This is a genomic window from Enterobacter soli ATCC BAA-2102, assembly GCF_001654845.1.
GTDB lineage: Bacteria > Pseudomonadota > Gammaproteobacteria > Enterobacterales > Enterobacteriaceae > Enterobacter > Enterobacter soli.
The window spans coordinates 124,072-138,990 of record NZ_LXES01000051.1 but is presented as its reverse complement, the minus strand read 5'-3'; the positions used below and the strand labels follow the sequence as shown (position 1 = coordinate 138,990).

Sequence of the window (14,919 nt, the reverse complement as noted above, 5' to 3'; positions counted from 1 at the left end):
TGTTGCAGTAAAACTTACTGCTGCTGTGAAGACTGGATCGCGGTCAGAGCGATGGTGTAGACGATATCGTCTACCAGCGCGCCACGAGACAGGTCGTTCACAGGTTTGCGCATCCCTTGCAGCATTGGTCCGATGGAGATCAGGTCAGCTGAACGCTGTACCGCTTTGTAGGTGGTGTTACCGGTGTTCAGATCCGGGAAGATGAACACGGTAGCGCGACCTGCAACCGGAGAGTTAGGCGCTTTGGATTTCGCAACGTCTGCCATAACAGCGGCGTCGTATTGCAGAGGGCCGTCGATCATCAGGTCAGGACGTTTTTCCTGAGCCAGACGGGTCGCTTCGCGAACTTTCTCTACATCGCTACCTGCACCAGAAGTACCGGTGGAGTAGGAGAGCATCGCCACGCGCGGTTCGATACCGAATGCAATCGCGGAGTCAGCAGACTGAATAGCGATTTCAGCCAGTTGTTCTGCGGTTGGATCTGGGTTGATCGCGCAGTCACCGTAAACATAAACCTGTTCAGGCAGCAGCATGAAGAACACAGAAGACACCAGAGAGCTGCCTGGCGCTGTTTTGATCAGCTGCAATGGCGGGCGAATGGTGTTCGCAGTGGTGTGAACCGCACCAGAAACCAGGCCGTCAACTTCGTCCTGTTCCAGCATCAGTGTACCCAGCACAACGTTGTCTTCCAGCTGCTCACGCGCAACGGCTTCGGTCATGCCCTTGCTCTTACGCAGCTCAACCAGACGTGCAACATAGCTTTCGCGAACCACTTCTGGATCGACGATTTCAATGCCTGTGCCCAGCTCAACGCCCTGAGAGGCCGCTACGCGGTTGATCTCTTCCGGATTACCCAGCAGCACACATGTCGCGATACCGCGCTCTGCACAGATAGCAGCCGCTTTAACGGTACGTGGTTCGTCGCCTTCTGGCAGAACAACACGTTTGCCCGCTTTACGCGCCAGCTCGGTCAGCTGGTAACGGAATGCCGGAGGAGACAGACGACGGCTGCGCTCGGAGGTCGCAGTCAGGGATTCGATCCAGTCTGCGTTGATGTAGCTTGCAACGTATTCCTGAACTTTCTCGATACGCTCGTGGTCATCAACCGGCACTTCCAGGTTGAAGCTTTGCAGGCTCAGAGAGGTCTGCCAGGTGTTGGTGTTCACCATGAATACTGGCAGGCCAGTGGCGAAAGCACGCTCGCAGAGCTTGCTTACGCGTGGGTCCATTTCGTAAGCACCGGTCAGCAGGATGGCACCGATTTCCACGCCGTTCATCGCGGCCAGGCACGCGGCAACCAGCACGTCAGGACGGTCAGCAGAGGTTACCAGCAGGGAACCTGCACGGAAGTGTTCCAGCATGTGCGGGATGCTGCGCGCACAGAAGGTAACAGACTTCACGCGGCGAGTGTTGATGTCGCCTTCGTTAACCACGGTTGCGTTCAGGTGACGCGCCATATCGATTGCACGGGTGGCAATCAGATCAAAGCTCCATGGCACCGCGCCCAGAACTGGCAGCGGGCTCGCTTCCTGCAGTTTAGCCGCATCCACTTTAACCACTTTCGCTTTGGAAGAGTCGTCGAAGATTTCGGACAGGTCAGGACGAGTACGGCCCTGCTCATCAACCGGTGCGTTCAGTTTGTTAACGATAACGCCGGTGATGTTGGTGTTTTTCGCGCCGCCGAAGCTGCTGCGAGTCAGTTCGATACGCTCTTTCAGCTGTTCCTGGGTGTCAGTACCCTGGGACATCACGAAGACGATTTCTGCGTTCAGCGTTTTCGCGATCTCAAAGTTCAGAGACTGGGCAAACTGGTGTTTACGGGTAGGAACCAGGCCTTCAACCAGAACCACTTCTGCATCTTGCGTGCTGGCGTGGTAGTTGGCGATGATCTCTTCCATCAGCACATCTTTCTGGTTGCTGGAGAGCAGAGATTCAACGTGGCTCATCTTCAGCGGTTCAGCGGCTGGCAGATTGGAGTTCTTACGCACGATGGTGGTGGTCTGGTCTGGCGCATCGCCACCGGCACGTGGCTGGGCGATTGGCTTAAAGACGCTCAGACGAACGCCTTTGCGTTCCATAGCACGGATAACGCCAAGGCTGACGCTGGTCAGGCCGACGCTGGTTCCGGTAGGGATCAGCATAATAATACGGGACACGGTTTATCCTCTTTCGTTACCGCCGAAATTGGGCGGGCTACAAAACAGCACCGCCAGCTTAGCTGGCGGTGTGGAATCAGGCAGTCAGGCGGCTCGCGTCTTGCGCGATGACCAGCTCTTCGTTAGTTGGAATAACGATAGCAGGACGGGTGCCTTCTTTGTTGATGAAACCAGACTTACCGAAACGGGCAGCCAGGTTACGTTCATGATCAACATCGAAGCCCAGAACGCCCAGTTTACCCAGGGACAGTTCACGGACCATTGCTGCGTTCTCACCGATACCACCGGTGAAGATAACCGCATCCAGACGACCATCCATCAGTGCAGTGTAAGAACCGATGTACTTAGCCAGACGGTGGCAGTAAACGTCCATTGCACGTTTAGCGTCTTCTTTGTCTGCGTAGTTGTCTTCAACATAACGGCAGTCGCTGGTCACTTCGGTCAGACCCAGCAGGCCAGACTCTTTGGTCAGCATCTTGTTGATCTGGTCAACGCTCATGCCCAGGGTGTCGTGCAGGTGGAAGATAATCGCCGGGTCGATATCACCGGAACGCGTACCCATCACCAGGCCTTCCAGTGGGGTCAGACCCATGGAGGTATCAACACATTTGCCGTTGCGGATAGCAGAAACAGAACCACCGTTGCCCAGGTGGCAGGTGATGATGTTCAGTTCTTCAACTGGCTTGTTCAGCACTTTTGCCGCTTCCTGAGTCACATAGAAGTGGCTGGTGCCGTGCGCGCCGTAACGACGAACGCCGTGCTCTTTGTACAGGCTGTACGGCAGGGCATACAGGTAAGATTCTTCCGGCATAGTCTGATGGAACGCGGTATCGAACACGGCCACGTTTTTGTCTTTCAGATTCGGGAAGGATTTCAGTGCTTCAGCGATACCGATCAGGTGTGCTGGGTTGTGCAGCGGTGCAAAGGATGCAGAGTCTTTGATACCCTGGATCACAGATTCGTCGATCACAACGGAACTGGTGTATTTTTCGCCGCCGTGGACGATACGGTGACCAATCGCAGTCAGCTGAGCAGACAGTTCTGGTTTTTGTGCCAGAATAGTGTTAACGATAAAGTTCAGCGCTTCACTGTGAGCGGCGCCTGCACCTAAAGCCGCTTCTTGTTTGCTGCCGTCCATCTTCCACTTGATACGTGCTTCTGGCAGGTGGAAACATTCGGCCAAACCAGAGAGGTACTCGTCACCGTTGAGCGCATCGATGATGGCGAATTTCAGTGAGGAGCTACCGCAGTTCAGAACCAGTACTAACTTACTCGACATGGAAGTACCTATTATTGATACGTGGCTAAAAAAACGTCAGTGAGTCGTGAAGCGTAACGCAATCGGACCCAGACATTTATGATTAACATCATGCCGAACGAACATTCTGGCATGATGGAAGAAATACATATGATTTTATGCCATTTTGAACATTTTTCAGACAATGGCATAATATGCGATAATTTGACGAGTTAACGATTCTCGTCTAAGGCCCTATGAGGCTGGCACAGAATACCCGATACTGGGTAGCGATGACAAAATATTTTGAACGTTGTCATAGCTTGTTGTGGTTTTGCACGAAAATTTTAATTTTTATATGTGAAGTTGAGGTACAGCCATGTCGACACCTGAGATCCCCTCCGTGAGCTTTTTCAGTCTGTTTCGTCGGGGCCAGCATTACGCAAAGACGTGGCCCATGGAAAAGCGCCTTGCGCCAATGTTCGTTGAGAATCGCGTGATCCGCGCTACGCGCTACGCGATTCGTTTTATGCCGCCAGTGGCTATCTTTACCCTGTGCTGGCAAATCGCACTGGGTGGTCAGCTTGGGCCAGCCGTTGCTACCGCGCTGTTCGCGCTAAGCCTGCCGATGCAGGGCCTGTGGTGGTTAGGTAAACGTTCGGTCACGCCGTTGCCACCAACAATTTTACACTGGTTTTATGAAGTGCGCGGAAAACTTGAAGAGGCAGGGCAGGCCCTGGCTCCGGTTGAAGGTAAACCGGATTATCAGGCGCTGGCCGATACCCTCAAGCGGGCATTTAAACAACTTGATAAAACATTCCTCGATGATTTGTGATTGATCATCGAAACGACTAATAAAAGAAGGCACAGTAACAAACAGTTACCGTGTCTTTTTTTTACAGTGCAATGCGCTACAGGAGTCGAAAGATGGAAATGACCCATGCTCAACGTCTGATTTTGTCTAACCAGTACAAGATGATGACTATGCTTGATCCCGACAACGCTGAGCGCTACAGCCGCTTGCAGACTATCGTTGAACGCGGGTTTGGTTTGCAGATGCGCGAACTGGATCGTGAGTTTGGCGAGCTTAAAGAAGAAACCTGCCGCATCGTTATCGATATCATGGAGATGTATCACGCGCTGCACGTGTCCTGGGCCAATCTCAAAGATCAGCAGTCCATCGATGAACGTCGCGTGACGTTCCTCGGCTTTGATGCCGCAACCGAAGCGCGTTATCTCAGCTATGTGCGCTTTATGGTGAACACAGAAGGGCGCTATACCCACTTTGATGCGGGCACACACGGCTTTAATGCGCAGACCCCAATGTGGGAAAAATACCAGCGTATGTTGAGCGTCTGGCACTCCTGCCCGCGCCAGTACCATTTAAGCAGCAACGAAATCCAACAAATCATTAATGCCTGACGGAGGTGGATGTGCAGTGTAAAGGTTTTCTGTTTGATCTGGACGGTACGCTGGTGGATTCGCTGCCGGTTGTGGAGCGCTCCTGGTGCCATTGGGCCGACAGGCATGGCATAGACCACCAGGAAGTATTGAATTTCATCCATGGCAAACAGGCCATTACCTCATTGCGCCACTTCCTCGCGGGGAGCTCTGAGGAAGAGATTCAGGCTGAGTTCAGCTATCTTGAGCAAATTGAAGCGACAGATACTGACGGAATCGTTGCACTGCCTGGTGCGCGTGAACTGCTTGAGCATTTAAACGAGGCGCACATCCCGTGGGCTATTGTGACATCCGGCTCAATCCCGGTTGCTCATGCGCGACATAAAGCGGCAGGTTTACCAAAGCCTGAAGTGTTTATCACCGCAGAGCGCGTTAAGCGCGGCAAACCAGAGCCTGACGCATTCTTACTGGGCGCGGAGTTACTTGGGCTTGCACCCGCAGAGTGTGTCGTGGTGGAAGATGCGGCGGCCGGTGTTCTGGCAGGTTTGAATGCCGGTAGCCATGTTATCGCGGTTAACGTACCGGCGGACTCTCCCCGGCTGGACGAAGTCGATTTTGTCATCAGTTCTCTGACGGCGATTACAGTTTCTAAGTCGCCAGAGGGAATTGTAACTGTCTCGCTGAAAATGTAATCCCATGATTTAGCCCCACTTTGTTGGGGCTTTTTTATGGCACTCTTTTCTTCTGCTCCCTCAGACAAGGATATGTTGTGAACGGTGAACTGATTTGGGTCCTCAGCCTGCTTTTAATCGCCATCATTCTCTTTGCTACAGGCAAGGTGCGCATGGATGCCGTCGCTTTGTTTGTGATTGTCGCCTTTGTATTAAGCGGCACACTCACGCTGCCTGAAGCCTTCTCCGGGTTTAGCGACCCTAACGTCATTCTTATTGCGGCCCTGTTTATTATCGGCGATGGCCTGGTGCGTACCGGTGTGGCAACCATTATGGGGGCGTGGCTGGTCAAGGTTGCGGGCAACAGTGAAACCAAAATGCTGGTCTACCTGATGGTGACCGTAGCCGGGCTGGGCGCATTTATGAGCTCTACCGGTGTGGTGGCCATTTTCATTCCGGTCGTCCTCAGCGTCTCCATGCGAATGCAGACCTCTCCATCACGTCTGATGATGCCCCTGAGCTTTGCCGGGCTTATCAGCGGAATGATGACGCTGGTGGCCACGCCGCCAAACCTGGTGGTCAACAGTGAGTTAATCCGCGAAGGATTGCAGGGGTTTAGCTTTTTCAGCGTCACCCCGCTCGGACTGGTGATTCTGGTTCTGGGCGTTATTTACATGCTGCTAACTCGTTTTGCGCTGAAAGGCGAAAAACAGGATAAATCGAAAGATGGTTGGAAGCGGCGCACCTTCCGCGATTTGATTAAAGAGTATCGTCTGACTGGCCGCGCCCGCCGCCTGGCGATCCGCCCGGGTTCGCCGATGGTGGGTCAGCGGCTTGATGACCTCAGGCTGCGCGAGCGCTACGGTGCGAACGTTATCGGTGTGGAGCGCTGGCGTCGCTTTCGTCGGGTGATTGTTAACGTTAACGGGGTATCAGAATTCCGTGCGCGTGACGTTTTGCTGATTGATATGTCCACGGCAGACGTCGACCTGCGCGAGTTTTGCAGCGAGCAACTGCTTGAGCCTATGGTTCTGCGCGGCGAGTACTTTTCGGATCAGGCGCTGGATGTGGGCATGGCGGAAGTCTCTCTTATCCCGGAATCGGAACTGTTGGGTAAAACCGTGCGCGAAATTGGTTTTCGTACCCGCTACGGCCTGAATGTGGTTGGTCTTAAGCGTGACGGCGTAGCGCTTGAAGGTGCCGTGGTCGATGAACCTATTCTGCTGGGAGATATTTTCCTGGTGGTAGGTAACTGGAAGCTTATCAGCCAACTGGGACAAAAAGGCCGTGATTTTGTGGTGCTCAATATGCCGGTTGAAGAGAGTGATGCCTCTCCGGCTCACAGCCAGGCACCTCATGCGATTTTTTGCCTGGTGCTGATGGTCGCCCTGATGCTGACCGATGAGATCCCCAATCCGGTGGCGGCAATTATTGCTTGTCTGCTGATGGGTAAATTCCGTTGCATAGATGCGGAAAGTGCCTACAAAGCCGTGCACTGGCCGAGCATTATTCTTATCGTCGGGATGATGCCCTTTGCGCTGGCGCTGCAAAAAACCGGTGGTGTGGATTTGATTGTGAAAGGGTTGATGGACGTTGGTGGGGGCTACGGGCCTTACATGATGCTGGTGTGCTTGTTTGTCATGTGCGCCGCAATTGGCTTGTTTATTTCGAACACCGCAACCGCCGTATTAATGGCACCTATTGCTCTGGCGATGGCAAAATCAATGGGCGTCTCCCCTTATCCGTTTGCCATGATGGTGGCGATGGCAGCATCGGCAGCATTTATGACCCCCGTCTCATCACCGGTTAACACGCTGGTGCTGGGGCCAGGGAACTATAAGTTCAGCGATTTTGTGAAGATTGGTGTGCCCTTCACGGTGCTGGTGATGCTGGTGTGTGTGGTGTTAATTCCGGTTTTATTCCCGTTTTAGCGCGAGCACAGAAACGTAGGCCGGGTAAGGCGAAGCCGCCACCCGGCAAAAATTACAACGGAGAATCCTGGCTAATTTCGTCCAGCGATAAATGGAAGCTTGGCACAAACACCTGCATAAAATAATCCATCTCATCGCTGCGACGGGCCTCAAGCGTTTTTTCCAGACGCGTTTTTGCCAGAAGAAATTCGTTGTTCCCCGCGGATAGCTCTTCCAGACATTTCAGATAGGCGCACAGCGCATCTGCCTGCTTCACCAGCGATTTCTCGTCTTCGGTATAGCTGTGCTCATCGATAAGCGGCTCGAAGATATCGCGTAACTCTTCCGGCACCATGTCGATCAGCTTCTGCTGGGCAATCTTCTCGATTGCTTTATATTCCTGGGCAATCTGCGAATTGAAATATTTCACCGGGGTGGGTAAATCCCCCGTCAGAACTTCTGACGCATCGTGGTACATCGCCAGCAGGGCAATGCGTTCTGCGTTGACCTGTCCGTTAAACTTACGGTTTTTAATGGCTGCCAGCGCGTGGGCAACCATCGCGACCTGCAAACTGTGCTCTGAAACATTCTCAGTGCGCACATTGCGCATCAGCGGCCAGCGGTTGATGAGCTTAAGGCGGGAGAGGTGGGCAAAGAAATGACTCTGACTCATAGGTTACCTTTTGTCTTCACAGCGACAGGCTTCATTGTGCGGGGAGGGGAGGGAAGATGCAAATGCGGGTTTTTGTAGGCCGGGTAAGCGTAGCGCCACCCGGCAAGCAAAGCGGTTACTGATGGTAACCAGAGAGGAAGCGCCCGAAGCGGCTAATGGCCATTTCAAGGTCATCTTCACGCGGCAGGGTAACGATACGCACGTGATCCGGCCACGGCCAGTTAAACGCAGTCCCCTGAACCAGCAGTACTTTCTCCTGAAGCAGGAAATCGAGCACCATTTTCTGATCGTCATGAATATTGAAGCGCTTCGCATCAATTTTCGGGAACATATAGAGCGCGCCGTTAGGTTTCACGCAGGATACACCCGGAATATCGTTGATGAGCTCCCAGGCACGGTTACGCTGTTCATACAAACGTCCGCCAGGAACGATAAATTCGCTGATGCTCTGGTAACCGCCCAGCGCCGTCTGGATCGCGTGCTGCGCAGGGACGTTTGCGCACAAGCGCATAGAGGCCAGCATTTCCAGCCCTTCGATATAGCCTTTCGCGTGCTTTTTCGGGCCGTTCAGTACCATCCAGCCCTGACGGAAGCCCGCCACGCGGTACGTTTTTGACAGGCCGTTGAAGGTGACGGTCAGCAGATCTGGCGCCAGTGCGGCGATAGAGTGGTGCTGCGCTGCGTCGTACAGGATTTTGTCGTAGATTTCGTCAGCGAAAATGATCAGGTTGTGCTGGCGGGCGATCTCTACGATCTCCATTAGCAGTTCTTTGGAGTACACCGCACCCGTTGGGTTGTTCGGGTTGATAATCACGATCCCGCGCGTACGTGGGGTGATTTTGGCGCGGATATCATCCAGATCCGGGAACCAGTCTGAGGATTCGTCGCACAGGTAGTGCACCGCTTTACCGCTGGACAGCGACACAGCAGCCGTCCACAGCGGGTAATCCGGTGCTGGTACCAGCATTTCATCACCGCTGTTCAGCAGTGCCTGCATCGCCTGCACGATCAGTTCGGAAACGCCGTTACCGATATAGATATCTTCCACGGTGACATCACGCATCCCACGCGCCTGATAATGCTGCATGATGGCTTTACGTGCTGAGTAGAGTCCTTTGGAATCGCAATAACCTTGCGCAGTAGGCAGGTTGCGGATCACATCAACCAGGATTTCATCCGGCGCTTCAAAACCAAATGGCGCGGGGTTACCAATGTTGAGCTTCAGAACCTTGTTGCCTTCTTCTTCGAGACGTTTTGCCTCTTTGAGAACCGGGCCGCGAATGTCATAACAGACGTTATCTAGTTTGCTGGATTTTTCGATAGGGGACATGAACCTTTAACCTTTTCGCTATTATTGCCACTCCCTGCCGTGGAAGTCAGCACGGAACAATGTACTCCCACCTCGCTTCGTTTTGAAGGGCGAACAGAAGAAGATTTTGCACAATGGGGTAAATTCTTTGTAATCTATTTCGCTATCAATAAACGATTTGCCTGCCTTAAAGTAACGCTTGTAATGTGGATTTAGGTTTATTGTGCTTTATGAGTCTTGTTTTGTTGCATTTTATGCTGAAATAAATAAAGCTCAGAACCGCAGAGCGGGAACAGGCGAGCAGTTGCCCTGCGTGACTTTTCGTAAAACCTGAGCTTTAGGGGTGTTGCGCATTATATTGATTAACTGGGTTAAAAGTTGTCCATGTAAATTTAATGTTAAGTGTTATTAATGAATAACCTTAATCTAAATTAAAATTTATTTATTATTACCGATGAAATTGCAACTTTCGTTAATTTTAATAAAATTAGTTAAGTTGCTTATCAACCCTGTTAAATCCTGAATATTGCAATAATACTTATAAATATAGTGGATTTGGGTTAAGATGTCTTTCAGGAGAGTAGATGAGAGATACTCATGTATTGCCTATCTGAATCAACTTTTCTTATATAATTGATTGTTATTGTTGGGGTTATCTCTGGCCGGAATGTGTAAACCACATCTTGCTACGTTAACAGCGCTGCGATCAAGATGGCAGAAAATGTGCGTTTCCTTTAATGGAATTTACATAAACCTGCAAACATCTAAATATCCTGAACGTTTAAGAGAATAAAAATAACGTCATGAAACGTGATTTCTGACTGTTGGTTTACAGCAGCACAATAACTATCTGTCAGGCAGTCTGCCGGGCCGGGATGCGAGGGAAATCCTTCAGAAGGAATTGTTTAACTGTTACACACAGCTTCAACCCGGGCAGCTCCGCACGAGCAACCTGTAAGTGAATAGATATGATAAATGCAAATCGTCCGATAATGAATCTCGACCTCGATCTGCTGAGAACGTTTGTTGCGGTCGCCGATCTCAACACTTTTGCAGCAGCTGCTGCCGCAGTATGCCGTACCCAGTCAGCCGTGAGCCAACAAATGCAAAGGCTGGAGCAACTGGTCGGTAAAGAGCTTTTTGCACGCCATGGGCGTAATAAGCTTTTAACTGAGCACGGTATTCAGCTTTTAGGTTATGCCAGGAAAATACTTCGCTTTAATGATGAAGCATGTATGTCATTAATGTTTAGCAACCTTCAGGGGGTGCTAACATTAGGCGCATCTGATGAATCTGCTGATACCATATTGCCTTTCCTTCTCAACCGTATTAGTTCGGTTTATCCGAAACTTGCGCTGGATGTTAGCGTAAAACGTAACGCCTTTATGGTGGATATGTTGAAGGGGAATGAAGTTGATTTGGTGGTGACTACGCACCGTCCTGGGCAATTTGATTGTCTGACGTTACGGACCTCACCAACGCATTGGTATTGTGCAGCTGAATATGTCCTGCAAAAAGGTGAGGCTATTCCGCTGGTCTTGCTCGATGATCCAAGCCCGTTCCGCGATATGGTGATTTCTGCGCTGAATGAAGCCAATATCCCGTGGCGTCTGGCCTATGTGGCATCGACCTTGCCAGCAGTGCGTGCCGCCGTGAAAGCGGGGCTTGGTGTAACGGCTCGTCCGGTAGAGATGATGAGCCCGGATCTGCGCGTATTGGGTAAAACCGATGGTCTTCCCGTGCTGCCGGAGACGGAATACCTGCTCTGCCACAATGCGTCCAGCAATAACGAACTGGCGAAGGTCGTGTTCGAGGCCATGGAAAACTACCATAACCCCTGGCAATATGAGCATGTTACTCCCGAAGGGGGGGGCGACTCTCTGATGGTTGAAGGGGATTTTGAGTGATCAATAGCTCAAATTTCTGGTAACAAAATGTAAGTGTAAAAAAAGGCCACTCGCGTGATTTTCTCACGGAGTGGTTTTTTTTTGACAAAAATAACCTTCACCTGACTAGGGTTTAGGTAAATAAGTCTTAATTATCATGCTATTGATATGATTGGTTTAAAATTTAGACAATTTCTGTTCTCAGTTCCTTTCTGGGGTGCTCATGTTAAAAAAACGGGAAATATGTTGCCGTTTTTTTGATTGAATTAACAAAAGCGTGTCTCAGATCAAGAAAATACTCCTATTTGGGGGGAGGAATCGTTGGCGAATCCTGTCAAAATAGGAGGGTTATTTTTTTTACTTCCAAAACGGACACGATTCAACAACATGCATTTGACGTAAAGTCAGGTACCCACCAGGGTTAAAGGGCATGAAATGTTAATGAGAATCGCTCGATGTAATTTAATGTGAAGAAACCTTTGTTAAAGTTGACAAAAGGTTATAGAAAGGAGTAAAAAACCACATCATTTTGCTGTCTACGCCTCATTTCCGACAGTTAGTGTAAGGTTATTTGTTCCTCCCCATGAATCGATGTGATGCCCATCTGCCAGCAAGAGCAGTGTCGTAGGTATCACTTTTGATGAGTAAGCAATGAGTATGTCAACATCCACAGAAGTCATCGCTCATCACTGGGCATTCGCAATCTTTCTTATTGTAGCCATAGGCCTGTGCTGCCTGATGTTAGTCGGCGGCTGGTTCCTGGGCGGTCGCGCCCGCGCAAGGCACAAAAACACACCTTTCGAATCAGGTATTGATTCAGTAGGTTCCGCTCGCTTACGCCTGTCTGCCAAGTTCTACCTGGTAGCCATGTTCTTCGTCATCTTCGACGTGGAAGCGCTTTACCTTTTCGCATGGTCTACTTCCATCCGCGAAAGTGGTTGGGTGGGCTTTGTCGAGGCCGCAATTTTCATTTTAGTGTTACTGGCCGGTCTGGTTTATCTGGTGCGTATTGGCGCGCTGGACTGGACACCTGTGCGTTCACGCCGTGAACACATCAACCCGGAAAACAGTATCTCTAATCGTCAGCAGTAACAGCGAGGCAATAAGATGGATTATACGCTCACCCGCATAGATCCTAACGGTGAGAATGACCGTTACCCCCTGCAAAAACAGGAGATCGTAACCGACCCCCTGGAGCAAGAAGTCAATAAAAGCGTGTACATGGGCAAGCTCGAGCACGCCATGCACGATATGGTCAACTGGGGTCGTAAGAACTCCATCTGGCCATACAACTTTGGCCTTTCTTGCTGCTACGTTGAAATGGTGACGTCATTCACTGCGGTGCATGACGTTGCGCGTTTTGGGGCAGAGGTACTGCGTGCTTCCCCACGTCAGGCCGACCTGATGGTGGTAGCCGGTACATGCTTTACCAAAATGGCACCTGTCATTCAGCGTCTTTATGACCAGATGCTTGAGCCAAAATGGGTTATCTCCATGGGCGCATGTGCAAACTCAGGCGGTATGTACGACATTTATTCCGTTGTGCAGGGCGTTGATAAGTTCATTCCGGTGGACGTGTACATCCCTGGTTGTCCGCCACGTCCGGAAGCTTACATGCAGGCTCTGATGCTGTTGCAGGAGTCCATCGGTAAAGAGCGCCGCCCACTTTCCTGGGTTGTAGGGGATCAGGGTGTGTATCGCGCCAACATGCAGTCTGAGCGTGAGCGTAAACGCGGTGAACGTATTGCAGTCACCAACCTGCGTACGCCTGACGAAATTTAATTTGCGCCTGTGGGCCTGGAGAACACCTTCGCATATCACTACTCAAATAGCGCGAAGCCAGGCTTGACAGTCACCACGGACCATTTGCAATGGTGAACAATATGACCGACTTAACCGCGCAAGAAGCCGCATGGCAAACCCGGGATCATCTGGATGACCCGGTCATTGGCGAGCTGCGCAACCGTTTTGGGCCGGATGCCTTTACTGTTCAGGCCACCCGCACCGGGGTACCCGTAGTTTGGGTGAAGCGTGAACAATTACTGGAAGTTGTCGATTTCCTCAAGAAATTGCCAAAACCATACGTCATGCTGTTTGACTTACACGGCATGGATGAACGTCTGCGTACCCACCGCCAGGGTCTCCCTGCTGCGGATTTTTCCGTTTTCTACCACCTGATCTCAATAGACCGCAACACGGATATCATGCTCAAGGTGGCATTGTCTGAAAACGACATGCATCTGCCGACGATCACTAAACTTTTCCCTAACGCTAACTGGTATGAGCGTGAAACCTGGGAAATGTTCGGCATGACCTTTGACGGCCACCCACATCTGACGCGCATCATGATGCCTCAGACCTGGACCGGCCACCCGCTGCGTAAAGACTACCCGGCACGTGCAACTGAATTCGACCCGTTTGAGCTGACCAAAGCCAAGCAGGATCTGGAGATGGAAGCACTGACCTTCAAGCCGGAAGACTGGGGCATGAAGCGCGGTACCGAAAACGAGGACTTCATGTTCCTTAACCTCGGTCCAAACCACCCGTCAGCGCACGGTGCATTCCGAATTATTCTTCAGCTCGATGGCGAAGAGATTGTCGATTGCGTACCGGATATCGGCTACCACCACCGTGGTGCTGAGAAGATGGGCGAGCGTCAGTCCTGGCACAGCTACATTCCGTATACCGACCGTATCGAATACCTCGGCGGCTGCGTAAACGAAATGCCATACGTGCTGGCCGTTGAGAAACTGGCAGGCATCACCACGCCGGATCGCGTTAATGTCATCCGCGTAATGCTGTCTGAGCTGTTCCGTATTAACAGCCATCTGCTCTACATCTCCACGTTCATCCAGGACGTTGGCGCGATGACCCCGGTCTTCTTCGCCTTTACCGACCGCCAGAAGATCTACGATCTGGTCGAAGCTATTACCGGCTTCCGTATGCACCCGGCCTGGTTCCGTATCGGCGGTGTGGCACACGATCTGCCACGCGGATGGGACCGTCTGCTGCGTGAATTCCTCGACTGGATGCCAAAACGTCTGGCTTCTTACGAGAAAGCCGCGCTGCGTAACACCATCCTGAAAGGCCGTTCCCAGGGCGTTGCTGCTTACGGTGCGAAAGAAGCGCTGGAGTGGGGCACAACAGGGGCAGGTCTGCGTGCGACCGGTATTGATTTCGACGTGCGTAAAGCCCGTCCTTACTCTGGCTACGAGAACTTCGACTTTGAAGTCCCGGTTGGCGGCGGCGTTTCCGACTGCTACACCCGTGTGATGCTGAAAGTGGAAGAGTTGCGCCAGAGTCTGCGCATCCTTGAGCAGTGCCTCAACAACATGCCGGAAGGCCCGTTCAAAGCGGATCACCCGCTGACGACGCCGCCACCGAAAGAGCGCACGCTGCAACATATCGAAACCCTGATCACGCACTTCCTGCAAGTGTCCTGGGGCCCGGTCATGCCGGCGCAGGAATCCTTCCAGATGATTGAAGCGACCAAGGGTATCAACAGTTACTACCTGACCAGCGACGGCAGCACCATGAGCTACCGTACCCGTGTGCGTACGCCAAGCTTCGCACACTTGCAGCAGATCCCGGCCGCTATCCGCGGCAGTCTGGTCTCTGACCTGATTGTGTATCTGGGTAGTATCGATTTTGTTATGTCAGATGTGGACCGCTAATT

The 14,919-nt window shown here is 51.7% G+C and carries 12 protein-coding genes; 8 read left to right on the top strand and 4 right to left on the bottom strand.

Features of this window, described 5'->3' with window-relative positions; all coding sequences use genetic code 11:
- Positions 1 to 14 precede the first annotated feature (14 nt).
- On the bottom strand, positions 15 to 2,156 hold the full coding sequence (gene pta, locus M987_RS21235; RefSeq protein ID WP_014071117.1) for a phosphate acetyltransferase: 2,142 nt from the start codon (positions 2,154 to 2,156) through the stop codon (positions 15 to 17).
- A 76-nt stretch (positions 2,157 to 2,232) separates the two neighbouring features.
- A complete protein-coding gene (ackA, locus tag M987_RS21230; protein WP_014071116.1) occupies positions 2,233 to 3,435 on the bottom strand; it encodes an acetate kinase in 1,203 nt (400 codons plus the stop codon).
- A 337-nt stretch (positions 3,436 to 3,772) separates the two neighbouring features.
- On the opposite strand from ackA, the gene yfbV reads away from it, so the two are divergent.
- From yfbV to M987_RS21210, 4 genes are all read left to right on the top strand, one after another.
- Positions 3,773 to 4,228, top strand: coding sequence for a terminus macrodomain insulation protein YfbV (gene yfbV / locus M987_RS21225; RefSeq protein WP_014071115.1), 456 nt, complete (start codon positions 3,773 to 3,775; stop codon positions 4,226 to 4,228).
- A gap of 92 nt (positions 4,229 to 4,320) precedes the next feature.
- On the top strand, positions 4,321 to 4,815 hold the full coding sequence (locus M987_RS21220) for a YfbU family protein (RefSeq protein ID WP_014071114.1): 495 nt from the start codon (positions 4,321 to 4,323) through the stop codon (positions 4,813 to 4,815).
- Positions 4,816 to 4,826: 11 nt separating this feature from the next.
- Positions 4,827 to 5,486, top strand: coding sequence for a sugar phosphatase (locus M987_RS21215; RefSeq protein WP_014071113.1), 660 nt, complete (start codon positions 4,827 to 4,829; stop codon positions 5,484 to 5,486).
- A gap of 77 nt (positions 5,487 to 5,563) precedes the next feature.
- The gene (locus M987_RS21210) at positions 5,564 to 7,396 is read left to right on the top strand and encodes an SLC13 family permease (RefSeq protein ID WP_014071112.1); all 1,833 of its coding nucleotides are present in this window, start codon (positions 5,564 to 5,566) and stop codon (positions 7,394 to 7,396) included.
- Between the two features lie 52 nt (positions 7,397 to 7,448).
- Here M987_RS21210 and yfbR read toward each other — a convergent pair whose 3' ends face one another.
- Together yfbR and alaA are read right to left on the bottom strand one after the other, a co-directional pair.
- On the bottom strand, positions 7,449 to 8,048 hold the full coding sequence (gene yfbR, locus M987_RS21205; RefSeq protein ID WP_014071111.1) for a 5'-deoxynucleotidase: 600 nt from the start codon (positions 8,046 to 8,048) through the stop codon (positions 7,449 to 7,451).
- Positions 8,049 to 8,163: 115 nt separating this feature from the next.
- Positions 8,164 to 9,378, bottom strand: coding sequence for an alanine transaminase AlaA (alaA, locus tag M987_RS21200; protein ID WP_003861471.1), 1,215 nt, complete (start codon positions 9,376 to 9,378; stop codon positions 8,164 to 8,166).
- A gap of 947 nt (positions 9,379 to 10,325) precedes the next feature.
- Here alaA and lrhA point away from each other — a divergent pair.
- The 4 genes from lrhA to nuoC all read left to right on the top strand — a co-directional run bounded on the left by lrhA (position 10,326) and on the right by nuoC (position 14,917).
- The gene (gene lrhA, locus M987_RS21195) at positions 10,326 to 11,264 is read left to right on the top strand and encodes a transcriptional regulator LrhA (RefSeq protein WP_014071110.1); all 939 of its coding nucleotides are present in this window, start codon (positions 10,326 to 10,328) and stop codon (positions 11,262 to 11,264) included.
- Between the two features lie 630 nt (positions 11,265 to 11,894).
- On the top strand, positions 11,895 to 12,335 hold the full coding sequence (nuoA, locus tag M987_RS21190; RefSeq protein ID WP_014071109.1) for an NADH-quinone oxidoreductase subunit NuoA: 441 nt from the start codon (positions 11,895 to 11,897) through the stop codon (positions 12,333 to 12,335).
- A gap of 15 nt (positions 12,336 to 12,350) precedes the next feature.
- Positions 12,351 to 13,025 carry an NADH-quinone oxidoreductase subunit NuoB gene (gene nuoB, locus M987_RS21185; RefSeq protein ID WP_003861482.1) on the top strand — a complete coding sequence of 225 codons (675 nt, stop codon included), beginning with the start codon at positions 12,351 to 12,353 and terminating at the stop codon, positions 13,023 to 13,025.
- An 89-nt stretch (positions 13,026 to 13,114) separates the two neighbouring features.
- On the top strand, positions 13,115 to 14,917 hold the full coding sequence (nuoC, locus tag M987_RS21180) for an NADH-quinone oxidoreductase subunit C/D (protein WP_014071108.1): 1,803 nt from the start codon (positions 13,115 to 13,117) through the stop codon (positions 14,915 to 14,917).
- Positions 14,918 to 14,919 lie beyond the last annotated feature (2 nt).